Annotated in this window: 26 protein-coding genes; 19 read left to right on the top strand and 7 right to left on the bottom strand. The window is 71.1% G+C overall.

Annotated elements, in window-relative coordinates:
• Positions 1 to 172 precede the first annotated feature (172 nt).
• From ACQEVM_RS16075 to ACQEVM_RS16050, 6 genes are all read left to right on the top strand, one after another.
• Positions 173 to 1,819 carry an alpha/beta hydrolase gene (locus tag ACQEVM_RS16075; RefSeq protein WP_433079214.1) on the top strand — a complete coding sequence of 549 codons (1,647 nt, stop codon included), beginning with the start codon at positions 173 to 175 and terminating at the stop codon, positions 1,817 to 1,819.
• A gap of 255 nt (positions 1,820 to 2,074) precedes the next feature.
• Positions 2,075 to 2,680 (top strand): GOLPH3/VPS74 family protein, encoded by a 606-nt coding sequence (locus ACQEVM_RS16070; RefSeq protein ID WP_433079212.1) that lies wholly within the window; start codon positions 2,075 to 2,077, stop codon positions 2,678 to 2,680.
• Between the two features lie 220 nt (positions 2,681 to 2,900).
• Complete coding sequence (locus ACQEVM_RS16065) at positions 2,901 to 3,314, top strand: rodlin (RefSeq protein ID WP_267800586.1); 414 nt, start codon at positions 2,901 to 2,903, stop codon at positions 3,312 to 3,314.
• Between the two features lie 278 nt (positions 3,315 to 3,592).
• On the top strand, positions 3,593 to 3,961 hold the full coding sequence (locus ACQEVM_RS16060; protein WP_433079210.1) for a VOC family protein: 369 nt from the start codon (positions 3,593 to 3,595) through the stop codon (positions 3,959 to 3,961).
• 79 nt (positions 3,962 to 4,040) lie between these two features.
• Complete coding sequence (locus ACQEVM_RS16055; protein ID WP_433079208.1) at positions 4,041 to 4,283, top strand: hypothetical protein; 243 nt, start codon at positions 4,041 to 4,043, stop codon at positions 4,281 to 4,283.
• 31 nt (positions 4,284 to 4,314) lie between these two features.
• Positions 4,315 to 4,662 carry a VOC family protein gene (locus tag ACQEVM_RS16050; RefSeq protein WP_433079206.1) on the top strand — a complete coding sequence of 116 codons (348 nt, stop codon included), beginning with the start codon at positions 4,315 to 4,317 and terminating at the stop codon, positions 4,660 to 4,662.
• A gap of 91 nt (positions 4,663 to 4,753) precedes the next feature.
• Here the strand turns inward: ACQEVM_RS16050 and ACQEVM_RS16045 are convergent, their stop codons facing one another.
• Entirely contained in the window at positions 4,754 to 5,113 is a 360-nt protein-coding gene (locus tag ACQEVM_RS16045) for a subtilase-type protease inhibitor (protein WP_433079204.1), read from the bottom strand.
• 613 nt (positions 5,114 to 5,726) lie between these two features.
• On the opposite strand from ACQEVM_RS16045, the gene ACQEVM_RS16040 reads away from it, so the two are divergent.
• Positions 5,727 to 7,133, top strand: coding sequence for an alpha/beta hydrolase family protein (locus ACQEVM_RS16040; protein WP_433079202.1), 1,407 nt, complete (start codon positions 5,727 to 5,729; stop codon positions 7,131 to 7,133).
• A gap of 44 nt (positions 7,134 to 7,177) precedes the next feature.
• Positions 7,178 to 7,759, top strand: a complete 582-nt coding sequence (gene thpR, locus ACQEVM_RS16035) for an RNA 2',3'-cyclic phosphodiesterase (RefSeq protein WP_433079200.1) — start codon at positions 7,178 to 7,180, stop codon at positions 7,757 to 7,759.
• A 152-nt stretch (positions 7,760 to 7,911) separates the two neighbouring features.
• On the opposite strand, the gene ACQEVM_RS16030 is transcribed toward thpR, so the two are convergent.
• Both ACQEVM_RS16030 and ACQEVM_RS16025 read right to left on the bottom strand, forming a co-directional pair.
• On the bottom strand, positions 7,912 to 8,844 hold the full coding sequence (locus ACQEVM_RS16030) for a SigB/SigF/SigG family RNA polymerase sigma factor (protein WP_433078636.1): 933 nt from the start codon (positions 8,842 to 8,844) through the stop codon (positions 7,912 to 7,914).
• A 270-nt stretch (positions 8,845 to 9,114) separates the two neighbouring features.
• Positions 9,115 to 10,335: a saccharopine dehydrogenase family protein gene (locus ACQEVM_RS16025; protein ID WP_433079198.1), complete on the bottom strand. Its 1,221-nt coding sequence runs from the start codon at positions 10,333 to 10,335 to the stop codon at positions 9,115 to 9,117.
• Between the two features lie 138 nt (positions 10,336 to 10,473).
• Between ACQEVM_RS16025 and ACQEVM_RS16020 the strand changes: the two genes are divergently transcribed.
• The 5 genes from ACQEVM_RS16020 to ACQEVM_RS16000 all read left to right on the top strand — a co-directional run bounded on the left by ACQEVM_RS16020 (position 10,474) and on the right by ACQEVM_RS16000 (position 15,280).
• Positions 10,474 to 11,181 (top strand): TetR/AcrR family transcriptional regulator, encoded by a 708-nt coding sequence (locus ACQEVM_RS16020; RefSeq protein WP_433079196.1) that lies wholly within the window; start codon positions 10,474 to 10,476, stop codon positions 11,179 to 11,181.
• Between the two features lie 120 nt (positions 11,182 to 11,301).
• Positions 11,302 to 11,667: an antibiotic biosynthesis monooxygenase family protein gene (locus tag ACQEVM_RS16015; RefSeq protein ID WP_433079194.1), complete on the top strand. Its 366-nt coding sequence runs from the start codon at positions 11,302 to 11,304 to the stop codon at positions 11,665 to 11,667.
• Positions 11,668 to 11,966: 299 nt separating this feature from the next.
• The gene (locus tag ACQEVM_RS16010; protein WP_433079192.1) at positions 11,967 to 13,298 is read left to right on the top strand and encodes a hemolysin family protein; all 1,332 of its coding nucleotides are present in this window, start codon (positions 11,967 to 11,969) and stop codon (positions 13,296 to 13,298) included.
• Positions 13,295 to 14,323 carry a hemolysin family protein gene (locus ACQEVM_RS16005; RefSeq protein ID WP_433079190.1) on the top strand — a complete coding sequence of 343 codons (1,029 nt, stop codon included), beginning with the start codon at positions 13,295 to 13,297 and terminating at the stop codon, positions 14,321 to 14,323. The genes ACQEVM_RS16010 and ACQEVM_RS16005 overlap by 4 nt, the downstream gene beginning before the upstream one ends.
• A 216-nt stretch (positions 14,324 to 14,539) precedes the next feature.
• Positions 14,540 to 15,280 (top strand): AAA family ATPase, encoded by a 741-nt coding sequence (locus tag ACQEVM_RS16000; RefSeq protein WP_433079188.1) that lies wholly within the window; start codon positions 14,540 to 14,542, stop codon positions 15,278 to 15,280.
• A 109-nt stretch (positions 15,281 to 15,389) separates the two neighbouring features.
• On the opposite strand, the gene ACQEVM_RS15995 is transcribed toward ACQEVM_RS16000, so the two are convergent.
• Entirely contained in the window at positions 15,390 to 16,157 is a 768-nt protein-coding gene (locus tag ACQEVM_RS15995; protein ID WP_266968165.1) for an NPP1 family protein, read from the bottom strand.
• A 738-nt stretch (positions 16,158 to 16,895) separates the two neighbouring features.
• Between ACQEVM_RS15995 and ACQEVM_RS15990 the strand changes: the two genes are divergently transcribed.
• Positions 16,896 to 17,678: a CAP domain-containing protein gene (locus tag ACQEVM_RS15990; protein ID WP_433079185.1), complete on the top strand. Its 783-nt coding sequence runs from the start codon at positions 16,896 to 16,898 to the stop codon at positions 17,676 to 17,678.
• 163 nt (positions 17,679 to 17,841) lie between these two features.
• Positions 17,842 to 18,267 (top strand): pyridoxamine 5'-phosphate oxidase family protein, encoded by a 426-nt coding sequence (locus tag ACQEVM_RS15985; protein WP_433079183.1) that lies wholly within the window; start codon positions 17,842 to 17,844, stop codon positions 18,265 to 18,267.
• A 121-nt stretch (positions 18,268 to 18,388) separates the two neighbouring features.
• Here the strand turns inward: ACQEVM_RS15985 and ACQEVM_RS15980 are convergent, their stop codons facing one another.
• Positions 18,389 to 18,883, bottom strand: a complete 495-nt coding sequence (locus tag ACQEVM_RS15980) for a hypothetical protein (protein WP_433079181.1) — start codon at positions 18,881 to 18,883, stop codon at positions 18,389 to 18,391.
• A gap of 340 nt (positions 18,884 to 19,223) precedes the next feature.
• Complete coding sequence (locus ACQEVM_RS15975) at positions 19,224 to 19,424, bottom strand: hypothetical protein (protein WP_433079179.1); 201 nt, start codon at positions 19,422 to 19,424, stop codon at positions 19,224 to 19,226.
• 77 nt (positions 19,425 to 19,501) lie between these two features.
• On the opposite strand from ACQEVM_RS15975, the gene ACQEVM_RS15970 reads away from it, so the two are divergent.
• From ACQEVM_RS15970 to ACQEVM_RS15960, 3 genes are all read left to right on the top strand, one after another.
• Positions 19,502 to 19,891 carry an Lrp/AsnC family transcriptional regulator gene (locus ACQEVM_RS15970; RefSeq protein ID WP_433079177.1) on the top strand — a complete coding sequence of 130 codons (390 nt, stop codon included), beginning with the start codon at positions 19,502 to 19,504 and terminating at the stop codon, positions 19,889 to 19,891.
• Between the two features lie 175 nt (positions 19,892 to 20,066).
• A complete protein-coding gene (locus ACQEVM_RS15965; protein ID WP_433079175.1) occupies positions 20,067 to 21,308 on the top strand; it encodes a serine hydrolase domain-containing protein in 1,242 nt (413 codons plus the stop codon).
• Positions 21,309 to 21,517: 209 nt separating this feature from the next.
• Positions 21,518 to 22,222, top strand: coding sequence for a hypothetical protein (locus ACQEVM_RS15960; RefSeq protein ID WP_433079173.1), 705 nt, complete (start codon positions 21,518 to 21,520; stop codon positions 22,220 to 22,222).
• A gap of 40 nt (positions 22,223 to 22,262) precedes the next feature.
• On the opposite strand, the gene ACQEVM_RS15955 is transcribed toward ACQEVM_RS15960, so the two are convergent.
• Positions 22,263 to 23,156, bottom strand: coding sequence for a LysR family transcriptional regulator (locus ACQEVM_RS15955; protein WP_433079171.1), 894 nt, complete (start codon positions 23,154 to 23,156; stop codon positions 22,263 to 22,265).
• 77 nt (positions 23,157 to 23,233) lie between these two features.
• On the opposite strand from ACQEVM_RS15955, the gene ACQEVM_RS15950 reads away from it, so the two are divergent.
• Positions 23,234 to 23,956 (top strand): CTP synthase C-terminal region-related (seleno)protein, encoded by a 723-nt coding sequence (locus tag ACQEVM_RS15950; RefSeq protein ID WP_433079169.1) that lies wholly within the window; start codon positions 23,234 to 23,236, stop codon positions 23,954 to 23,956.
• The last annotated feature ends 65 nt before the right edge of the window (positions 23,957 to 24,021 follow it).

The following is a 24,021-nucleotide window of genomic DNA, read 5'->3' as shown; positions in this document are numbered from 1 at the left end:
CCCCGATCGGCCCGCTCGGGGCCCGACGGGGCCACGGGCCGGCCCCTCGTTCGGGTGCGGTCGGCTCGCGCGCGGCGCCGGACCACAGTGTCGTTGTGCGCAGGAACGCGCACCTCGGTGTGCACGGCATCGACCGCGAAGGACGCCCGACGGCGAAGGAGAACGGCGGAGCATGTCCATACCCGGATCCATGAGAGGCCGCTCCCGGCACTACGCGGCGACGCTCGCCGTGACGGCCATCGGCTCCACGCTCTTCCTCGGGCCCACGCTCGCCCCCGCCGACGGCATGCCGTCGCCGTCGGTGACCGCGCCCGCGCCGAAAGCCGGCCACGGGCGACTGGACTGGCACCCCTGTGTGCCCGGCAGCCCCTTCGATTGCGCCGGTTTCAGGGTGCCGCTGAACCACCGCGACCCCCGCGGGCGCGGCATCGACCTGGCGGTGGTCCGACGCAAGGCGAGCGACCCGGGGCGGCGGGTCGGCACCCTCTTCTTCAACCCCGGCGGCCCCGGCGGGCCCGGGACGGTGCAGATGCCGGCCAATTACGGAGCCTTCCCGAAGGAACTGCGGGAGCGGTTCGACATCGTCAGCTGGGATCCCCGCGGCATCGGCAACAGCACCGCGGTGAACTGTTTCGAGAGCCCCGAGAAGGCCGCCGCCTGGGCCTCGGGCAAACCGGTCGGCTTCCCGGTGGGCGCCAAGGAACGGGCGTCCTGGATCGCCGCGTACAGGGATCTCGGGAAACGCTGCCAACAGCGCGATCCCGAACTGTTGCGCCACGTGTCGACCGCGGACACCGCCCAGGACCTCGAACTCCTCCGCAGGGCGACAGGCGAGCAGCACCTCAACTTCCTGGGGGTCTCCTACGGCACCTTCCTGGGCGCCACGTACGCCAACCTGTTCCCCGACAAGGTCCGCGCCATGGTCCTCGACAGCAACATCGACCCGCAGGCCTGGACGAATCACGCCTCTCAGGGCGAACCGCGGTCCACGACACTGCTGCGCATGGGCTCGGACCGCACCGCGGCGGCGACGCTGGACCGATTCCTCACCCTCTGCGGCTCCACCACGACCGCCCGCTGCGCCTTCTCCGCCGGCAGCCCGAAAGCGACCCGCGAGAAGTTCGACGGGCTCACGAAGCGCCTCCGGGAGCGTCCGGTGGGCGAGTGGACGTACTCCAGGACGATCGCGGACGTGGTGAGCGGCCTCTACATCGTCCACCCGGGGTGGACGGATCTCGCCGGTCGGCTCCAGGAGCTGTGGCGGGGCCGGGTGCCCGGGCAACCCGTGTACCCTCCCCCGCCGCCGGTCGCGCAGCCGAATCCGTACCTGGGCGACGAGCAGGCGGCCGCCGTGTGGTGCGCCGACAGCCCCAATCCGCGCGACCCCGCCGTCTACCACTCCCTCGAGGAGGACAGCGCCCGCCGCGCGGGCGACGCCGGGCGGTACTGGACCTGGGCGGCGGAGCCGTGTGCCACCTGGCCGGCCCGCTCCGCGAACCGCTACCGCGGCCCGTGGGACAGGCCCACTGCGCACCCCGTGCTGGTGGTCGGCACCACGTACGACCCCTCGACGCCGTACGCGGACGCCCAGGCCATGGCCAAGGAGCTGGCCCACGCACGCCTGCTGACGCACGACGGGTACGGGCACACCGCGCTGTTCAACGACTCCAGCAGTTGCGTCAACTCGTACGAGAGCCGGTACTTCGTCGACGGCACCCTCCCGCCGCCCGGGACGACGTGCCGCCCGGACACAGCGCCCTTCTCCTCGCCCCGGCCCCTCGCGGGCGTGGCCGCCGGCGGCGCGTTCCGGGGTGACTGACCCCGCCCGGCTCTTCGGCGCTCACCCCCGAGGTCCACGAACGCGCTTTCCCGGCGCGTTACTTCGCACGCGAACGAGTCGTCCTCGGGCCGCTCCGCCTCGGGTCCGCCGTCGCGCCCCGCACCGTCCTCACCCCCGCGGGACGCGGCGAGGGGCCATACTGGAACTCCACGCGCGGCAGCTTGTTCAAGCCTCCGCGCATCGGGCCGGCCGAGTGGCGGCGGTTCACTGCCGAGACGTCGAGGGGAGCCGTTCATGACGACGGCGAAAGACCTGTTCTTCCTGGCCATGGAACGGCAGGCGAGTCGGCCCGTGGGGCAGGGGGACCTGTCGCTCGCGCTCGCGGGAGCCGAGCTGATCGACCTCATCGGCGCCGGGGCCGTCACCCTGGACGGCGACCGGATCGTGCCGGAGCGGGACCCTTCACCGGATGACCGCCTCCTCGGCCAGGCAGCGGAGGCCCTCGTTCGCCAGGAACCCCGCGAGCGGGTCGAGGAATGGCTGTGGCGCAGGGGCGACGACCTCTCCGGGAGCTATCAGGCGGCCTTGGAGAAGGACGGTCAACTGGCCCCTCGGCGAGGGGGGTTGTCGCCCTTCGGCGCCGATCGCCTGGAACTGGTCGATTCGCCTTCCAGGCGCCGGGCCCTGAGCCGCTGGGAGGCCGCCGAGCCGGTCCTCGTCGCCCTCGCCTCGGCCGTGGGCATCGAGGGCGGGCAGTCCGACGACGATCCGAGCCCCGACGACGACGCGGTGACGACCGTGCTGGCCGTCGTCAACGACGCGGTCATGGAACTGGAAGCCGTACGTCAGAGGCGGACCATCGAGAACTCGGCGTTCGCCAACCTCTGGCGAGGGCCGTGACGGGAACCGCACCAGGACCTGTGGTCGAAGTGGTCGCCGCGGGCCGGGCGAGACTTCGACGACAGGGCCCAGGGGCGGGCAGGTGAGTGGACGGCGAGGGTGCCGACGGAGCCATGTGCGGCTGAACGGGTGAACCGGTGGAACCGGCGAAACCTGTGCGGGGTCCGCGCGTTGATCAAGGCACTTGTCACCGTCCGCTCGTGCACCAGAGAGATCAATGATGATTAAGAAGATGATGGCCACCGCCGCCGCCACCGCCTCCATCCTCGGCGCGGGCGCCGCTGTGGCCGCCCCGGCCATGGCCATCGGCAACGACAACGGGGTCAACACCGTCAACGGCAACGGTGCCTCGCAGATCTACGGCAACCAGAAGACCGCCGGCGACCAGAGCCCGCAGCTCAGCCTCGTCCAGGGCACCCTGAACAAGCCCTGCATCGGCCTGCCGGCCAAGGTCAACGCCCAGTCCCTCGTGGCCGTGCTCGCCAACGTCGGTGTCCAGGACGTCAACGTCCTGTCCAACCCGCAGAACCAGCAGTGCACCGAGAACTCCACCCAGGCCAAGGGCGACGAGCCGCTCTCCCACATCCTGGACAACATCCCGGTCCTGTCCGGCAACCTGTCGGCCGGCAGCTGACGCACCGCTCCCCCCGTCGGCCGGGGCCTCCGACGCCTGCGCGAGTGCCCACGAGGCCCCGGCTTGTCCATCCCGATCCGTGACGTCATCTCGTGCGTCGGCGCGCACCACGCGCCGCACGAGGGGCCGTTCTGGCGGGGTATCCACCGGCACGCAGAGGAGCCTCCCACCCTTCGGGGTGGGAGGCTCCTCTGCGTGTGCGACGCTCTCCGCGAGGCGAGACGCCCCGATGCGGTGGCGCCGGAGCGTCAGGGAGCCGACAGCGCGATAATCGGCGGATGTTGAACATCGGATCGGTCGTGTTGGGTGTTTCGGACGTACGGCGTGCGGTCGCGTTCTGGTCGCGGGCCCTGGCCTACGTGCCGCGCGACGAGGTGGAGGAGGACTGGGCCGTGCTGGCGCCGGAGACCGGGATCGGGGTCCATCTCGCGCTCGGACTGAGCCGGACGCCGGTACAGGAACACCCAAGGACCCACCTGGACCTGTACGCCGCGAACGCGGCCGATCAGGCCGCCGAGGTCGACCGGCTGGTGTCCCTGGGCGCCGAGCGCGTCGACTGGGACCTCTACCCCGCCGACCCGGACTTCGTCGTTCTCGCCGACCCCGACGGCAACCGCTTCTGCGTCATCGACACGAGTCGTGGCTGACGAGGGAGCGTCACCCCGTCCGGCACTCCGTCCGGCCACTGGATGTGACGCGGCGGGTCCGGGCGCCGTTGTCTCCTGCATGGACGACACTCTCGAACTGCTCGACATCCTCCTCGACGGCGTCACCGGGCAGCGGCTCAAGCTCATCAGCGAGGACGAGGCCCGGGCCTTGATCGTCCTGCTCGGGTTCCTGGACGACGACCGCCAGGACGCGGAGGTCCGCGGCGCGGCAGCCGAGATGCGGTCGCGTCTCGGCTCCCGTCTCGGCCGACCGGCCACCCTGCCGAATGCCTCGCCGCCCGATGTCGTTCCGGATCTCTGACCACCCCTTCCCTCTCACCGTGGAGCAGTCGATGGCCGTACGTCGCGTCGTGCCGAACATCGTTTCCGAGGCCGCGCAGGAAAGTCGGGAGTTCTACGGCCTGCTGGGCTTCGAGGAGGTGATGAACCACGGTTGGATCATGACGCTCGCCTCACCGTCCAGTCCGACGGCGCAGATCAGCTTCATGAGCGCCGACAGGACAGCACCGGTCGATCCCGACCTGAGCATCGAGGTGGACGATGTGGACGCGGTCTACGCGGCCGTGCTGGACGAAGGCGCCGAGATCGTCCACCCCTTGCAGAACGAGGAATGGGGTGTGCGGCGCTTCATGGTCCGCGACCCCAACGGTCGCGTCGTCAACGTGCTCGGCCACATCTGACGTCCGGAGGCTCCGCGCGGGGGCCGGCGGGCGTCACGGGCCGGGTGCGGCGAGGGGCCCCCTGTTCCGAGGCCCGCCCGCCGGGGTCGGATCAGAACGCGAAGACGACGTTCCCGTTCAGGGTCGCGGACATGGCGCAGGCGTTGGAGAAGGTGTGCTTCCAGGCGACGCGGCTGCCCTGCCACACGCCGTCCGCGGTCACGGTGACCGGGTCGTAGTGCATGGGGCACGCGCGGCCGGGATGGGGGGCGGCCAGCAGGCGGTCGAAGGAGCCGCCGGTGGCCTTCAGAGCCGTACAGGCGGCCTTGGGGTCGGGGTGGGTACCCTGCGCGCTCGGCGCGCAGCTGAGGGTGGACGCCCGGACGACGGTCGCCGCGGAGTCGTCTCCCTGGGCGACGGTGAAGACCATGGCGGACGGGGCGTACAGACTCGCGGGCTGTGCCTGTGCCACGCCGGCGACGCCGGCAAGGCTGAGGAGGGCAGCGGCAGAGACAGCAGCTAAGCGGTGACGCACGACAAGCTCGCTTTCGATTCAAAGGTTGAGCGCGATAATTGTTTGCGCTATCGCGATTCGGTGTGGCCAACCCTGTCGGATCCGAAGGGGAGTTGCACATCGATGGCCGTTTTACGGACAGGCCGTCCGCATAGCGGAGACCGAATGGTCGTTCGGGCAGCTCAGGGGCCACGTGCGCGCTCCGTAGCGACATGCGGACAGGGGGTCACCTCGGTCGTGACGTGCCGTCCTGAGGCTTCTGACCCGCTGCCGGGCGCGCGCGGTTCACCGGACGGCCATTCAGCTTGGCCGGATCGCCACGGTCCGAACACCCGGCCGAGCCCCGCGACGCCGGCTCGACGCGGCTCGGGGCCGGGCGGCACGCGGTCGGGTGGTCGTGCCGTCGGCGCGGCACCCCCATCCCTCCGGGGGACATCCGAGCAGGGGCCGAGAACCCGCCCATGACCAGCCACTTCGCCACCGGACGGGATCACCGTGGCCGGCGGGGCCTGGGCCGTTCGGAGGCAGGACGAGATGTCGTCCCGCCGCGTCGGGGCTACGTTCCGCTGGTATGACGCACGCAGCACGCCACCCCGAGTCCGGTCCCACTCGCCGCGCCCTCCTCGTCGCCGGCGCGGGGGCGGGGGCGGCGCTCGCCGCCGGCTGCGCTCCCGGGGGCGAGCGCGGCGCTCCGGCGGCCACGGTCAGTGGCTCCCCCTCGCCGCGACCGGCCGCGGACCCCACTCCCGGGGCGATGACGCTCTTCAAGGACCCGGCGTACAACTTCAACGGCCTCCTCGCGCTCGGCGCCGCCGGGGCCGGGGCCAGTGAGGTCGGTGAGGTCCTCACCGCCGTGAACGCGATCAACCAGGCCGGCCTCTCCGCGCAGACGTACGTCGACACGTTCCGCAAGCTCGGCGACAAGCTCCTCAAACCGCCGCCGGGCGCGCCGGCCGACGACCAGACCAAGCGGTTCCGGGCCTTGCGCGCCGCCCAGTACTACGGGCAGGCGCTGTTCTTCGTCCTCGGTTCGAAGGATCCGGGGTTGGAGGAACAGCTGTACAAGTCGGGTCGCGGCGCCTGGGACGCGTTCTGCGACCGGTGCGAGCCCGCCCCGGTCAAGGCCTCGGTACCGTACGGCACGACGCCGCTGCCGGTGTGGTTCTTCCGCCCCGACGAGTCGAACGCTCCCCGTCCCACCGTGATCCTGACCAACGGCAGCGACGGGCAGAACGTCGACATGTGGACCTACGGCGTACCGGCCGCGCTCGAACGCGGTTGGAACGCGCTCGTCTACGACGGGCCGGGGCAGGGGCAACTGCTCTTCGTCGACCGGGTGGTGTTCACTCCCACCTGGGAGAAGGTCGTCACCCCGCTCGTCGACTGGCTGTCCGCCCGTGCGGACGTGGACCCGGGGAAGATCGCTCTGACCGGTCTGAGCATGGCGGGGGACCTCGCTCCGCGGGCGGCGGCCTTCGAGCACCGGATCGCCGCGCTGGTGGCCATGCCGGGCTGTGTCGAACCGTGGCTGGGCTTCCCGCCCGAGATCCGGGAGATCCTCACGCCCGACAAGGCGGAGACGAACGACATCTGGAACAAGAAGGTCGTTCCCGAACTTCCCCCGGACGCCGCCGCCGTGATGAAGAAGCGCTTCGAGCCCTTCTCGATTCCGGCGATGCTCGAAGCCCGGCAGGGCAAGCTGTTCACCGACTTCTACACCCCCGCGACCCGCGTCCAGGCGCTGGCGATCACCTCGGTCGTCAGCCGGATCAAGGCACCGACCCTGGTCCTGGACTACGACGACGAGCAGTTCTACCCCGGCCAACCGCGCCAGATGTACGACAAGCTGACCTCGCCCAAGGACTACCTGAAGCTGACCGCCGCGGAGGGCGCGCAGCTGCACTGCTCCCCCATGGCCCCACAGCTGCACTGCGAGGTCGTCTTCGACTGGCTCCAGGACACCCTGTCGGGGAACTGACCCCGCCCCCGACCGACCCGGCGGCCGGTGGTACCAATTCCTACGTGAAGGAACAGACTCAGGGCTCGACGGTCCGCGTGTTCGTGGCGCTCGCCCCGCCCGACGAGGCGAAGGACGAGCTGGCGCGGGAACTGCTGCCCGCCTACGAGGCGTACCCCCGCATGCGGTGGAACCGCATCGAGGACTGGCACATCACCTTGGCCTTCCTCGGTGAGCTGCCGGTCACGACCGTGCCGCTGCTGCGGTCGCCGCTCGCCGCGCTGGCCGCTGTGCGTCACCCCCTGCGGCTGGCCATGCGGGGCGGCGGGCACTTCGACGAGCGGGTGCTGTGGAGCGGGATCGAGGGGGACCTGGAAGGGCTGCACGGACTCGCCACGAAGGTGCGCGCCCTGGTCCGTGAGTGTGGCGTTGACTTCGAGGAACGGCCGCTGCGGCCTCATCTGACGCTGGCCCGATCCCGCCGGGACGACCCCTCCAGCGTCGTGAAGGTCGCCGCCGAGCTGGCCGGGTTCACCGGCCGTCCCTGGCAGACGGAACGCCTGCACCTGGTGGGCAGCAACATCGGACGCGGCCCGGGAGCGATCCACTACCGCGACATCGAGGCGTGGAGCTTCGACGGGCACTGAAGGGTGCGCGGGCGGGAGTCCCGGCCGGGGGGTGCCGTCGGGGCGCGGTCGCGCCGCGCCCCGACGGTGGAGGTGGGGGCCGGTTCCAAGAGCCCCTCACGGGGTGATTCGGAGCTCGACCGCGGTCGGATGGGTGTGGGTCTCGGGGCTTTCTAGCCGGCGAGCATTCCGGTGCGCAGGCGGGTGAGGGTGCGGGTCAGGAGGCGGGAGACCTGCATCTGGGAGATGCCGAGTTCCGCGCCGATCTCGGCCTGGGTCTTCTCCTGCCCGAACCGCATCGACAGGATCTGCCGGTCCCGGGGCGCCAGGTCCTTCAGGAGCGGAGCCAGCGTGTGGAAGTCCTCGAACAACTCCATCGCCGGATCCACGTCACCCACCGTGTCGGCCAACGAACGCGGCTGCGCCGACGGCCGGCTCCCCGAGGACGTGGACTCGTCGATCGAACCGCTCGTGTAACCGTTCGCCGCGACCATCCCCTCCACGACCTGCTCCTGCGACAACTCCAGATGCTCGGCCAACTCCAGGACCGTCGGCGCCCGACCGAACACCTCCGTCAACGCCTCCTGGCTCTTCGCCAACTCCGTCCGCAACTCCTGCAACCGACGCGGCACATGCACCGCCCACGTCGTGTCACGGAAGAACCGCTTGATCTCCCCCGTGATGAACGGCAACGCCAACGTGGAGAACTCCACCTCACGCTCCGGATCGAACCGGTCGATCGCCTTGATCAAACCGATCGTCCCGACCTGGATGATGTCGTCCAACTCGATCCCACCACCACCACTGGCACGCCCCCGAAAACGCCGGGCCGCGAAGTTCACCAACGAGATGTTCATCTCGATCAGCGTGTTCCGCGCGTACTGGTACTCACGCGTCCCCTCCTCCAACGACCGCAACCGCACCAGGAACAGACGCGACAACTCCCGCGCGTCCGACGGCGCCACCGCACGCGCGTCATCGATCCGCGGCAACACCGACGAACCGGACCCCTCCACCGACCCCACAGGCGGCACGACAGACGGCGCGCCAGACGGCGCGACCCGCACATCGACAACCGGGCTGACAACTACGGCGGCATGGGACATGAAACCGTTCCTCCCCTGGACGGATGACTTGCAGGGCCCGCATGCCCATGAATCGCGTTCTCACACCTCTCATTCACGTCTTTTTTCTTCGAGGGGAAGACAGGCCCGTGGCTCCATGTCATCGGGGTCGGACGCCGAGGGTGGACGCCATCTGCCGTAGAACGCGGTGCTGCCGGAACGGCGGTCCATGTGCCCTGGGCCGGTGCCCCCATGCGGAGGGGCGTGGCGGGTGTCCCGCAGAGGGTCGCGACGCCGTGGCGTTCGAACCCGTCACTGCTCGCGCATGCCCCACGGGGACCCGTAGGCGGTGAGCAGGTCCAGGAAGGGGCGGGCGGGCAGGGCCTCGGGGCCCAGGACGCCGGACCCCTTCCAGACGCCCGTGGCCAGGAGTTCCAGGGCCACGACGGGGTTGACGGCGGTCTGCCAGACCACGGCCTGGGAACCGTACTCGCTCATGGACCACTCGTTGTCGACGACGTGGTACAGGTACACCTCGCGCGGGGCGCCGTCCTTGGTGCCCTTCACCCAGGTGCCCGCGCAGGTCTTGCCGGACATGCGGTCCCCGAGGGTCGCCGGGTCGGGCAGACAGGCGGCGACCACGTCCCGGGGGGAGACGCGGACCGGGCCGTCCGGGCCGGGCACGGTCACCGGTTCGGTGCGGTCCAGGCCGAGCGCGTGGAGGGTCTTGAGCTTGCCGATGAAGTCCTCGCCCAGGCCGTACTTGAAGGTGACCCGCCGGGCCTGAAGCCATCGGGGCATCAGCAGCACCTCCTCGTGCTCGACGTTGACGCACTCGACGGGGCCGATGCCCTCGGGAAAGTCGAACACCTCGGGCTCGCTGAAGGGCTCGGTGGTGAACCAGCCGCGGCCCTCCTCGTACACCACGGGCGGGTTGAGGCATTCCTCGATGGTGGTCCAGATGTTGAAGGAGGGGGCGAACTCGTATCCGTCGACGGTGAGGTTCGCGCCGTCGCGGACCCCGAGTTCCTCGATCTCGTCGAAGAGCTCGTCCGCGGCGTGACGGGCGAAGACGTCCGACAGGCCGGGTTCGACGCCCATGCCGACCAGGGCGAGGCGGTCCGCCGCGCGCCACGCGTCGGCCAGCGCGAACTGGGCGTCACCGAGCCGTACGCCGCACTGCTCGTAGGGACGGTCCGGGTCCGGGTAGGACAGGGACATGGCCATGTCCAGGTAGTGCGTGCCGGCGCCGAGGGCCGCCCGGAAGAGCGGCATCACGAACCGCGGATCGGTGGCGTTGAGCAGGACGTCGTAGCCACCGGAGGAGAGCAGGGCGGTCACGGCGGCCTCGTCGGAGGCATCGGCTCGGACGGCGTCGAACCGGGTCTCGGACGGGCCGAGCGCGGTGACGGCCGCCTCGGCGCGGGAGAGGTCGTAGTCGGCGACGGTGACGCGGGTGAGGAACGTGCGGCGGGCGGCGATCCGGGAGATCGCGGTGCCGACGCCGCCGGCACCCATCAGGAGGACGCGCATGGTCAGACCCTTCGTGCGGGTGGGAGCGGGTTGAGCGGGGGCGGGCCCGGGAGGCCTTCCCTCGGGGGATCAAACCCGCGCCGCCGAGTTAACGTCAATGGTGTTGGCATAAGGTTCGAGGCGGCTGGAGGGTCGATCATGGCGAAGCAGGTGGTGCCCGAGGAGGCGCGGAGGCGACGGCGTCCCACGCGCACGGGAACGGTGCTGTCGGAACGGCTGATCGTCGAGACGGCACTGCGGATGCTGCGCGAGCACGGCAGCGCGGGACTGAGCGCGCGCAGGTTGGGGGCCGCGCTCGGCGCCGATCCCAGCACCTTGTACCGGTACTTCACGGGCATGGACGAGCTGACCCGGGCGATCGGCGAGGAGCTGATCGGCCGGGCGTTGGACGGCTGGGCCGCGGGCGGGGACTGGCGGGCCGACCTGCGCGAGCTGGGGCTGCGGATCCACCGCGCGTATCTGGCGCATCCGCAGGCGGCGGTACTGACGGCGAGCCGGGTGAGCGGGCGGCCCCGGGAGATCGCCGCGGACGAGGCCGTGCTGGGAGTGCTGCGGACGGCCGGTTTCGAGGATCCGGCGGCCGTGCGGATCTTTCACGCGTTCATCGACCAGAGCCTGGCCTTCTCCGCGCTGGACGCCGGGGCCCTGGCGCTGGCCGAGGAGGACCGCTCGGCGGACGAGGCCATGTGGGAGACCACGTACGCGGCCCTGCCCGCGGAGCACTACCCGCACATCGCGGCCACGGCGGGGCTGCTGGCGGCGCGGATGGCGGACAGCGCGTATCCGGTGGCGCTGGAGATGCTGCTGGAGAGCGCGGCGGCGCGGCTGGCCGCGGGCGGCCGGTGACGCCGGCTCGACGGGGCGCCGGGCGTACGGGGCGCCGGCCGGCGCCCGTCTCGGCGTTCCGTTCGAGAAAACGGGCGCGGTCGGAGGCAATCACGGCCGACGGCACGGAAGATTGGGTTCATGACCGTTACCGCGAACATCGACTCGACTCGCCCCGTGACGACGCTGATCAACGTCTTCACGGTCGCCCCCGAGAACCAGCAGGAGCTGACCGACCTGTTGGCGCGCGCCACGGAGGAGACGATGAAGCACCAGCCGGGCTTCGTCAGCGCCACCTTCCACGCCAGCCAGGACGGGCGACGCGTGATCAACTACGCCCAGTGGGAGTCCGAGGAGCACTACCACGCGGTGTTGGCCGACCCCGAGGCCCGCGCCCACATGAAGGCGGCGTCCGCTCTCGCGACCGACATCCAGCCGCGACTGTTCCGCGTGACCTCCTCGCACCGCACAGAGCAGCCCAGCCCTCCCGGGGGCGTCGAGGCATGATGTGCCGATCACCCCTCGCGTTTTCTACAGAGCTGTAGAAACATGAGGGCGTGGGAGCGGCAGGCCGACCGCCCGAAGCAGCCCCTTTGCCGATCCTTTACGATTGTGGGCGGGGTGCCCCCCGCCGGATGGACCCGCTCGCGGACGACCGCGAGCGGTCCGGCCGCATGAACCCCGTTCCGACCGCCCGAAGCCCGATGAAGAAGAAGGAGCAGCAGACCCGCGATGGGTGAACCTCCCAGTCCGAGCCGTGCCACGTCCTGCCCGCGGATCATCAGCCCGGGAGCGGGGGTGGCACGGTGACCCAGGTCCTGCTGCTGCTCCTTGCTCTCGCGCTGACGCTGGCGTGCGCGGTGTTCGTCGCCGCCGAATTCTCTTTGACCACCGTCGAGCGCAGTGAGCTCGACCGCGCCGTCGCGGCGGGCGAGCGCGGCGCCGAAAGCGCGTTGAAGGCCGCCAAGCGCCTCACCTTCCAACTCTCCGGCGCCCAGCTGGGCATCACGGTGACCTCGCTGGTCATCGGCATGCTGGCCGAGCCGGCCGTGTCCGCCCTGCTGCGGGGACCGCTCGAGGCGGCCGGTCTGCCCGCCGGCGCCGTGTCGACCACCGCGACCCTGCTGGGCGTGGCCCTGTCGACGGTGGTGCTGATGGTGGTCGGCGAACTCGTACCGAAGAACTGGGCCATCGCCCGCCCGCTCGCCGTCGCGAAGGTCGTCGCCGGACCCCAGCGCGCGTTCACCGCCGCGTTCGCCCCTCTCATCCGGCACCTGAACAACGCCGCGAACCGGCTCGTGCGGCGCTTCGGCCTGGAGCCCGCCGAGGAGCTGGCCTCCGCCCGTAGCCCGGAGGAGCTGGTCGCACTGGTCCAGCACTCCGCCCGGGCGGGCGCCATCGAGGCCGACTCGGCCGAGCTGTTCGTCAAGACCCTGCACCTGGCCGAGTTGACCGCGGAGAACGTGATGACCCCGCGGGTGGACGTCCGGGCACTGGAGGCGCGCGCGACGGCCACCGACGCCGCGCACCTCACCCTGGCCACCGGCATCTCCCGGTTCCCCGTCTACCGCGACACGCTGGACGAGGTCATCGGCACGCTCCACATCCGTGACGTGCTGGCGTTGGACGAGGACGAGCGGGGCAGGACCCGGGTCACCGACCTGATGACCTCGGCGTTGCTCGTGCCGCACTCCCTGCCGGTCGACACGCTCCTGGGACGGCTGCGCAAGGCCCGCACCATGGCCGTGATCATCGACGAGTACGGTGGCACCGCGGGCGTCGCGACGGTCGAGGACATCGTCGAGGAGGTCGTCGGGGAGGTCCGGGACGAGCACGATCCCGTCGAGGTCCCCGCCCTCATCGAGGGACCGGACGAGGACGGCCGACGCACCTGGGAGGTCGACGGCGGCATCCGTGTCGACGAACTCGAGGAGATCGGCTTCGACGTCCCGGAGGGCCCCTACGAGACGGTCGCCGGGCTCATCGCCTCCGTCTTGGAGCGCATCCCCGTCGAGGGGGACAACGTGAGGTTGGACGGCTGGGAACTGTCCGTCCTCGACATAGACCACCACCGGGCGGACCGGGTCTCGATCGTCGCGCCCGCCGAATCCGTCGTCGACCGGGAGCAGAGCCGATGACCGCGATCCAGCTGTTGATCGGCGCGTTCACCCTCGTCACCAATGCCTTCTTCGTCGGGGCCGAGTTCGCCCTGATCTCGGTGCGCCGCAGTCAGATCGAACCGGCCGCGCTCAAGGGCGACCGGCGGGCGAAGAGCACCCTGTGGGCGCTCGAACACCTCTCGGCGATGATGGCCACCGCCCAACTCGGCATCACGGTCTCGTCGCTGGTCCTCGGCGCGGTCGCCGAGCCCGCCATCGCGCACCTGCTGGAGCCCCCCTTCGAGGCGATCGGCATCCCCGAGGGGCTGATCCATCCGATCGCGTTCGTCATCGCGCTGACCGCGGCGACCTACCTGCACATGCTGATCGGCGAGATGGTCCCCAAGAACATCGCGCTCGCCGCGCCCGCCCCGACGGCGCTGCTGCTCGGGCCGCCGCTCGTCGCCCTCACCCGGGCGCTCCGCCCGTTCGTCTTCGGCATCAACGCCTTCGCCAACACGCTGCTGCGGCTGCTCAAGGTCGAACCGAAGGACGAGATCGCCTCCGTGTTCAACGACGACGAGCTCGCCCGACTGATCAAGGACTCCAGCGCCGCGGGCCTCATCGACCCCGAGGACGGCGAACGCCTCCGCGACGCCCTCGAACTCGGACGGCGGGCCGTCGGCGAGGTGATGGTCCCGCTCGGCGACACGGTCACCGTGGGGCACGAGATCACCCCCCGCGGGCTGGAGCGCATCGCGGCGGAGTACGGCTACTCCCGCCTGCCCGTCACCGGCCCGGGCGGGGCGATCCTCGGGTACCTCCACATCAAGGACGCCCTCGCGGCCCAGGACCGCGCGGCACCGTTCCCGCGCGGTGCGCTGCACCCGATCGTCAAGGTCTCCCTCGGCACCCCGATGGACGACACGATGACCGCCATGCGGGATGCCGGAACCCACCTGGCCGCCGTCACCGGTGACGAGGGCGAGGTCCTCGGCTTCGTCACCATGGAAGACCTCCTGGAGGAACTCGTCGGCGCGGCCACGCACGAAGGCGACGCCTGACACGCCGTCGGCCGGCGCCTCGTGGTCCCGGCCGGCGGTGGGTCCCCCCGACGGGTCCGATTCCGCACCGGGGTAGCGTCTGCCGGTGAATCCCCGTCCTGACGTTCTTCCACGACTCCGTCGAGCGAAGGCGACCGCGCGACGTCGGCAGTGTCCCTGCCCCGCGTCGACCCGCGGGTCGACGGGGCGACGTACCGAGCGAGGGGGCGGGCCCACATGAGCGGCACGGAACAGGCAGACCCGGCGGCATTGCGGCCGCGCGGTCTTGTGGACCTGCGGGGGCGACACGTGGGGGCGCACCGCCTGTCCTATCCCCCGGGTGCGGTGGTGGTCATATCCGGTCTGCCGGGCAGCGGCAAGAGCACCCTGTTGCGCAACTGGTCCCCCGGCACGCTCACGGTCGACCCCCGTGACGTCCGCGAAGCCTGCCGGGCCAGGGTGCCGGTCGGCCTGCCTTACGTGGTGTACCGACCGTGGGCCCGGATCGAGTACGTGCGCAGACTGCACGAGGCCTTCGGCACGGGCAGGCCGCTGCTGGTCCACGACTGTGGCAGCCGGCCCTGGATCCGCCGCTGGCTGGCACGGTCGGCGGCGCGGAACGGCCGGGAACTCCACGTCGTGATGCTGGCCGTGTCCGCGGCGGACGCGCTCGCGGGCCAGGAGGCCCGCGGTCGGTGGGCGCCGGCGCGGGTCTTCGCGCGGCACCACCGACGGTTGGAGCGGCTGCTCCTGGGGTTGGAGGCGCCCCGGCGGCTGCCGCCGAGGCCGGGAGAGCCCGTGCCGGTCCCGCCCGGGCTGGCCGAGGCGGCGTCGCTCGTGGTTCTCGACCGCGCCTTGCGCGGGCGCTTCACCTCCGTCGACTTCGACCGGGGCGGCCCGTCCCACAGCCGCCCCGGCTCGCCGGTGGGCGGGCCCGCGGAACCCGCGCGGCGCCCCGTGTCGATGCCCGGGGCGTGAGGATCGGGGCGCGACGATCGGGCGTGAGGATCGGGGCGTGGTCGGATCCGCTCGGGCCTTCCTCGTCGGACGCGTTCCGGCCCGCGTCGCCGGGCGCCTCACGGGGTGTCTACTGGTACGGGTCGAAGGGGATGCCCGCCGGTTTGGCCTTCGCGAGGTGGGACGAGAAGGAGTCGTCCTTCAGGCCGAAGTGCGCGCTGCCGAAGTCGGCCTGGCTGAGCTTGTCCCGCAGCGTCGCCGGATAGCCCGACCAGCCGACGAGCGCGGGGAACTGCCAGGTGCCGCGATGGTTCTCGGGCGGCTCGTCGTTCGTGTTCGCGGCGCGGAAGCAGTGCGTTCCGACGCCGTCCTTGTGGTAGACGACCTTGGCGTGGGTGCCGTCCCAGCGGATCTGGTCGCGCGTGTGGAGGTTGAAGTCGCCGTGGGCCGAGGTGGCGACGTACTTCGCCTGGTTGTCCTGGATCCACACGACGACGTGTTCCCAGTCGTGGCGGTGGCCGCCGAGCCCGATGCCGGGTATGGCCTGGTCCTTCTCGAAGTACAGCGCGTACACCACGGCGCACCACCCGTTGTTGCACTTGGCGCGGGAGTAGCTGTTGGTGTTGGCGAGGTCCGAGGCGTCGCGGCAGTTGCCGTTGAGGGCACCGCTGGGTTTGAGGCCGCCGTTCAGGACTCCGGTCGGCCCGATGGCGGGTGTCGGGTAGCAGCCGTCCGTGTCGTAGTCGAAGGCCGGCTGGAAGGTCAGCTCGACTGCCTCGGCGTTGGTGGGGAGTGCCGGGGGCGGAGCCGCGAAGGCCGTCTGGGCGACGGCGACGACCAGCGCCAGGGCGGTGCCGACGACGACGGATGATCTCCGGATGTGATGACTGGTCCGCACAACAGGCCTCCGGCCATTCGGTTCGGGGGTGACGTGTGGCTCCCGACCGTGTCGGTCGGCGCGCCGGGAGCATCATTGGCGAACCTCGGCGGCACAGCAAGGGTCCCGGCAGCAGCTGTTCACCGCCCGGCGCGGTACACAACGCATCGACGCACAGGGCTACTTGGCCCGGCCGGGGTGCCTTCACGGCCTGTCGCACGGGTGGCCGGCCGGACGACTTCGGCCCTCGACCCGCGGGACGCCCGTCGACACGGGAGCGGGACTCTCCCGAAGGTCGTTCACACCGACCCGGCGATCGAGCCGACGCGCGCGGGCGCGAACGCGGCGCGTGGCCGCCGAACGGCGTGTGGTTCCGCTCGAAACAGTGACATGAGTCACGGGGCATCAAGAGATCACGGAACCATTACGTCCGCTACCCCCTCCCCGACATATAGAGATTTGTCCGTTGGGGATCGACATTCCCCTCTCCACCGAAATGGGCGTCTCGGGGACTGAGACGCAAGGGAGCGATCAGCCCTGACCGACGGGATCCTGACGGGACGTCACTCGTCTCACTGATCGCGCCGTCCGGTTGCTCAGCACGACTCCCCGCCCATTTCAAGCCCGGTCAGCGGCGCCGGGGGGCGAGTCGACGCCGAGACTTGCCAGCCCCTTACGAGGCTTCTAAGAATGGCGGCCCGCCCGGCGCTCCGGCAGCTCAGGCGCAGGACGCTTCGCAGAAACCAAGTGAGGTCACGCATGAAGCACCGCAAGAGGACGCACTACAAGAAAATATCGATCGCCGCCGTCACCCTGGGCATCGTGGGCATACCCACCGCCGCCATGGCGTGCCTGGACACCCAGGAGTCGGGGGCGGCGACCGCCTCCGGCCGGCACGTGCGCCCCTCCCACAGTGTCCCCACCCCCGACGCATCGCTCCAGAACCTGGCGGGGGACGCGAGTACCCCGACAGCGACGGTCGAACCGTCCACGGCGTCCACGCCGCCGGCCCCGGTGAGCCACCGTCCGCACAAGACGAAGCCGTCGACCGGTACGCGGAAGCCCCCCACGGCGGCGCAGCCCACGAGGCCCTCGGAGCCCGCTCCGGTCGCCCCGACGGCCCCCGTGGCCACGACGCAGCCGACCAGCCCGACCGTGCCGTCCTCCGGTCCGGCCGCCGAGGTGGTGGCCCTCGTCAACCAGGAGCGCGCCAAGGCCGGGTGCTCGGCGCTCACCGTCAACGCGAAGCTGACGACCGCCGCGCTGAACCACAGCAAGGACATGGCCGCGCACTCCAACATGTCGCACACCGGCTCCGACGGCTCGGACCCGGGTGCGCGCATCACCCACGCCGGCTACGCCTGGATGACCTACGGCGAGAACGTCGCCTACGGCTACAGCACGCCCGAGCAGGTCATGAACGGCTGGATGAACAGCCCCGGACACCGGGAGAACATCCTCAACTGCGCGTTCAAGGAGATCGGCGTCGGCCTCGCGGAGCCGAACTCCTACTGGACGCAGGACTTCGGCGCCGCGCGCTGATCTCGGCGGCTCCCGACCTCACGGCTTTCGGCGCCCGGGACCCGGGTGGTTTCGGGTCGCGCGGGCGAATTGCTCCTGCGCCATGCGGGTGAGGGACGGGGAATGCGGACGTGGCGGGGCAGATTCCTCCCATGGAAGGTCTCCCCCACCGAAGGAGTGTGCCGTGGCCCTGTCCCGTACCGAGCGTGAGCAGTTCCTGGCCGAGCCCCATGTCGCCGCCTTCGCGGTGAGCGCGGGCGGTGAGCGCGCACCGCTGACCGTCCCGATCTGGTACCAGTACGCTCCCGGCGGCGACCTCTGGATCATGACCGGCCGGGACTCCCGCAAGGCCGAACTGATCGGTTCCGCAGGCCGGTTCACGCTCATGGTGGACCGTCTGGAGCCGACGATCCGGTACGTGTCGGTCGAGGGTCCGGTCATCTCGACCGCGCCCGCCCGACGCGAACAGCTGGTGGAGATCGCCTCACGGTACCTGCCGGCGGAGAAGGTGGACGGCTACGTCGACTTCGCCTGGAAGGACCACGGCGCGCAGCTCGTTTTCCACATGCGTCCGCAGCGGTGGGTGAGCTCGGACCTCGGACAGGTCTGACCTCGACGGAAGGGCGACCACGTCCGGACACACGTCACGGCCGACCGCGCGGGGCGGCCGGCCGTGACGGCGGGCATCCACTCAGGTCCGGTGCGCTGACGGGCAGGACCGGGCGCAGTGGTTAGACGGGCGTGCCCGCGAGGGTCGTGAAGCCGGGGGCGCAGGCAGCGGGGAGGGTCGCGTGCGTGAACGGCGCCGCGTTGCTGGTGACGCAGCGGGCCTGGTACAGCTTCCCGTTGCTGCCCAGCAGGGTGATGAAGAGGTGGCCGGGGTTCTCCTCGGTGACCGAGAGGGCGGTGTCGCGCGTGCACCTGGGTGCCCCGTCGAGGAGACCGAGGTTGATCCAGACACCGGGGTTGCGGCTGTCGTTGAGGAACGCGTGGCCCTGACGGTCGGTCGCCGCGCGGAACACCGTCTCGAACAGGGCACTCCCGTCGTAGTCGACCACGGCCGAGCTGACGTCACGGTCCGTCTGACACTTGCGACTGTCGGCCGAGGCCGGGGCGCCCTTGGCTTCCGGGCCGTCGGCGACCGCGGACGGCGCTGCCAGCGCTCCCAGGAGCATGGCCCCCGATACCGCCGCGACACCGCGTGCAGCCCAAGCGAACTTCCTCATGTGCTTCCTTCCGGTGAGTGCGAGCCCGACCTTCGACGACACGAAGGACGGGCGTTCGTGGACAGGAGCGATCGACGCCCGATCCGTGCGCCGCCGCCTGCCGCCCCGTGTGGGGAGGCCGAGGTCTGCGCGCACGATGTGGGCCACGGCCCTGTTCGGGAGAGAACCTCGCACGCCTACCCCGTACACATCCGCACACCATTCCGAACCGTCACCCGCAAGGGTGTGGTGTAGCACCGAATGGAAGGGAGCCGGCGGCGCCGGCCGGCCCCGACCGCGCCGAGCGGCTCCCGGCTCCCGCGAGCCACCACCTGTCGTACGCCCCCGTGCGCGGCTGCGGTCACCTCGTCGGCGAGTCGCGCGGGGGTGGTGCGGTCGCCCGGGCGACCGCCCGGCCGTGCCGGGTCAGCACGATGACGGTGGCCGCGAGGAAGAGGGCCTGAAGGGTCGTCCGCGGGCCCAGCCGGTCCCACCAGGGCACGTCGCCGCCGGCGGCGGGCGCATTGGCGGGGAACATCACGATCAGCAGCGCGCTCAGCACGGCGGCGGACGCGCGGGTGGTCCCGTTGGTCGGCTTCGACGGTCCGTCGTCGCGTCGCCGGACTCCGGGCTGCCGGGGTGCTCCACTTCGAGGTGGACGTGGACCCGTCCCGCTTCGGTTTCCCGGTGGAGGCGCTGCTGTGGTCGGAGGTGGCGCCCACCGCGCTGGGCGAGGTGACCCGGGCGCTGTCCCGGCACGGGGCGGTCGCCTTCGCGGCCGTCACCACGGGCCGGACCTCGGTCCTCGCCATGATCCAGTGCCGCGACCCCGGCGGGTTGTACGACTACCCCACCGTCGAACTGGCGGCGCTGCCCGGCATCGGCCGCATGGAGACGGCCCTCGTCCAGCGCCGTGCCAAGCGGGCGGGCCCGCCGCACCTGCCGGCGACGGCGCGGCGACCGGAACGATTCGACCGACCCCGGGCCGGAGGCCGTGACCAAGGGGCCTTGATGGCCTTGATGCCTTGATCCGAGGCTCTGTGGGGCTGACGGTGCACGGGCGCCGCGGACGCGCGGGGCCGCAGCCGGTCCGGTCGTCGCTTCGGCATCGCGTGTCGGGTCGGGCGCTCCTACCATGGGGGGAGACACCGTCGGGGGCTCGGGAAACGCTTGTCCGATCGACCCGGACCAGAGGTGAACGACCATGGGCAGGTATCGCCCGTCGCATCTTCGACGGTCCACCCGGACCGCCATACCCGCCCTGGCGGCCGTCCTGCTCGCCGCCCTGTGCGCGGGCACCACCCCCGACCGGGCGGTCGCCTCCGCGCGGCAGGAGCTCGATCCCGCCACCGTACGGAAACTGGACGCGGCGATCACGAAGATCATGGACGAGGCCGATGTACCGGGTCTCAACGTCGGTCTGTGGATCCCCCGACGGGGTACGTACGAGAAGTCCTTCGGTGTCGCGGACAAGAAGACCGGGACTCCCATGAAGTCCGACCTCTTCACGAGGATCGGAAGCATCACGAAGACGTTCACCATCACGGGCGTCCTCCAACTGGTCGACGCGGGCAAGGTCGGACTCGACGACCCGATCTCCCGGTACGTCACCGGTGTCCCCGGCGGCGACTCCATCACCCTGCGCCAGTTGGCGGGGATGCGCAGCGGCCTCTTCAACTACACCGAGGACAAGACGTTGTTGGCGCAACTGCGCGCCGACCCGCATCGGTCCTACACTCCGCGCGGGCTCCTGGACATCGCCTTCAGCCACCGGCCGCGCTTCGCCCCCGGCACCAAGTGGCAGTACAGCAACACGAACACCGTGCTGCTCGGCATGATGATCGAGAAGGTCAGCGGGCAGAACCTCGGCGACTACCTCGAGGAACACGTCTTCGCACCGCTGAAGTTGAACGACACCTCGCTGCCCGACGACAGTGCCGTGCCCGACCCGCACGCCCACGGGTACACGGACTTCACGCCGAACGGGAGCGTCGTGGACGCCACCAACTGGAACCCCTCGTGGGCCTGGGCCGCCGGTGGGGTCATCTCCGATCTCGACGACCTGCACACCTGGGCTCCGGCGTTGGCGGACGGCGCACTCCTCACCAAGGAAACGCAGGCCGAGCGGATGGAGACCCGATCGGTCGGCGTCGCGGGGGCCTCGTACGGTCTCGGCATCCTCGACTTCAACGGCTGGCTCGGCCACAACGGGGAGTTGCCCGGCTACGAGTCCATCGCCGCGCAGCTCCCGGCCGAGGACGCGACCCTCGTGGTGCTGATCAACACGGACATCGACTACAAGGGCACGAGCCTGTCCTCGATGATCGGGAACGCGGTCACCTCCATCGTGACGCCCGACCACGTCTGGCCCGTCCCGCCGGCGCAACCCCCGGCGCCTCCGAGCCGCCCGACCAACCCGAGTACGCCCGGCGGCGGGGGCGGATGACCCGGTTGGGCCCCGGCAGGGTCTGCCTCCGCCTCGGCCAGGGGCATGCCGCAGTGGAGCGGGCCGAGTCGGCCGGTACGGGCGAAGTCGACGAGTACGTCCATCAAGGTCACGACGGTGACCGTGGCATCGCCCCGGACCGGGCGCACCCCGGTTTCGGTGCCGTGTGACCATGGCACCTCGGCATATCAGCACCTCATGGGGGGACCATGCGCACCCGTACCACCGCCGTATCGACCGGCCTCGCCGCCGCGCTGGCGGCGTTGCTCGTCCTGGCCGGTTGCACCTCGCCCGGCGGGAGCCCCCGCGGGAGCGGCGCCACTCCCCCTCCGGCGACGTCCGGCGGCGCCGGAGGGTACGAGGGTCCCCGGCCGCAGGACCAGAACCTGCTGGCCTGGACCGGTGACCCCAACGACGCGGGGCACGTGACGGCCCAGTCCGTCGCGGGCGTGGCCGGACGGGTCACCCTGGTGCGGATCGTGCTGCGCGAGCGGACGCCGTGGTCCAACGTCTGGTTGGGGCTGGCCGGCATCGACCCCAACGCCCGGCTCTCCGACTGCTACCTCGGTGTCTACGACGCCCGCGGCACCCTGCGCGCGTCCACCGCCGACATCTCGCCGCAGCTCATGACCGACGCGATAGCCAAACCGCTGCCCCTGTCAAAGCCCTTCACCGCCGATCCCGGCACCTATTTCGTGGCCCTGCTCCTCAACGGGAACTGGGCCACCAACGCCCTCACCCTCAAGTCGACGGGGGCCGGGATCTCGGTGAACGCGGGGCTGACCCCGCCGAATCTCCGCTACAGCTCCGTACTGACCGGACAGACTTCGCTACCGGCCACCCTGAACCTCGCCGAACAGTCCACCCGCACCATCAACACCGGCTGGGCCAGCCAGTGGTACGCCGTCTCCTGAGCCGGCGCACCCCGTGACGTGGGCGTCCCCCGCGTTCAGGTCACGTGATCGACGGGGCTCCGAGGATGAGGTCGATCAACTGCCTCGCGGGAGCGGTGGGGTTGGCGGGGTGTACGAGTTCGGTGCGGTGGATCAGGCGTGGTGCGCTGATCGGTACCGCCGCGACGGCCGGGAGCGCGGCGGCCGACGACAGGGGCAGTGCCGCGAGTCCGTGGCCGGCCGCGACGAGCGCGGCGAGGCCGAACAGGTCGGCCCCGCGGTGGCGGATCGGCGCGGGGAATCCGTCGGCACGGCATACGCCGCGCAGCCGTTCGAGGGGGACGGCGCTGTCGGGGGCGTCGATCCACCGGGCCTGGGTGAGGTCCGGCAGCCGCAGCGCTCGGCGCTCGGCCAGCGGGTGGTCGAGGGGAAGGATCACCGCCAGGGGCTCTTCGGCCGCGGCCAGGGTGGTGGTGGGGCCGAGGTCCGGCAGTGGCAGGGGGTCGCTGGGGGCGGTGATCCCGTCGACCAGGCCCATGTCGGCCCGTGCGGTGAGTACGTCCTCGATGACCGCTTCCCGGCTCAGGACCCGCACCTCCACGTCCACGCGGGTGCCGTCCCGCAGTCGGGCGAGGGCCCGGGCGACCGCCGTGCCGAGGGCCGCAGGCGAGCACGCGAGGACGAGTCGGGTGGTGGGGACCTGGTTCAGGCGGGCGATGTCGGCACGGGCGGCGTCGAGACGCAGCAGCAGGGCGGGAACGTGTTCCATCAGCCGGGCACCGGCCGGTGTGGGCGCCACGGGCCGGCGTTCGACCAGTCTGGTGCCCAAGTCCGTTTCGAGTGCGGCGATGTGCTGGGAGACCGCGGACTGGGTGTAGCCGAGGGCCGAGGCGGCGGTGGAGAAGGAGCGGTGGTCGAGGACCGCGACGAAGGTGCGCAGCAGATGCGGATCCATGCGCATCAGTATCACTGATGCGCGGACAGCACATCATCGTTGGACCTGATGATCGGTTGTTCAGCAGGATGGCTGTCATGAACCCCACAGCACGCGTCGCCCTCGTGGGCGACCGTTCCGACTCCGTCCACTCCCACGTTCGGATCCCCGGCTTGATCGAGGCGCTGCGCCTGCGGGACGGGCTGGACCTGGACGCCTACTGGATCCCCACCGAGGAGGCCGGGCTGGGAGTTGACGGCTTCGACGCGATCTGGGTCCTGCCCGGCAGCCCGTACCGAAGTGAGAGCGGTGTCCTGAGGGCGATCCGTTCGGCACGTGAGAACGGCATTCCCTTCCTGGGAACCTGCGGCGGATTCCAGCACGCCCTCGTGGAGTTCGCACGGAACGCCTGCGGTCTGGAGCGTGCCCGGCATGCCGAGAACGATCCGACGGCCGCCCCCGAGGACTCCGTGGTCGTCCCCCTGTCCTGTTCGCTGGTGGGTCACGAGGGGACCGTGCGGGTGGCACCGGACTCGCGCGCGGCCCATCTGCTGGGGTCCGCCCGGACCCGGGCGCGCTACCACTGTGCCTATGGCGCCAGTCCGTACCATCTCGAACTCCTGCGGGCACACGGGCTGACGTTTCCCGGCACCGACGATTCCGGCGAGGTCCGCATCGTCGAACTGTCCACGCACCCCTTCTTCCTGGCCACGCTCTTCCAGCCCGAACTCGACGGGGACGGCACCCGCGCCCACCCGCTGATCAGCGGATTCGCCGCCGCTGCCGTCAAGCACGCACGGACCCGCACCCACGGCCTCTGACGACACGTCCGGTCATACGGGTCGACGTCGCACGTCCTGCGCGCCCCCGTGCGCGAGGGGCTGCC

It is taken from the genome of Streptomyces sp. CA-243310 (assembly GCF_050936775.1).
Lineage (GTDB): Bacteria > Actinomycetota > Actinomycetes > Streptomycetales > Streptomycetaceae > Streptomyces.
Note: the sequence above shows the minus strand (reverse complement) of the source record. Positions and strands in the feature narration are given on the sequence as shown.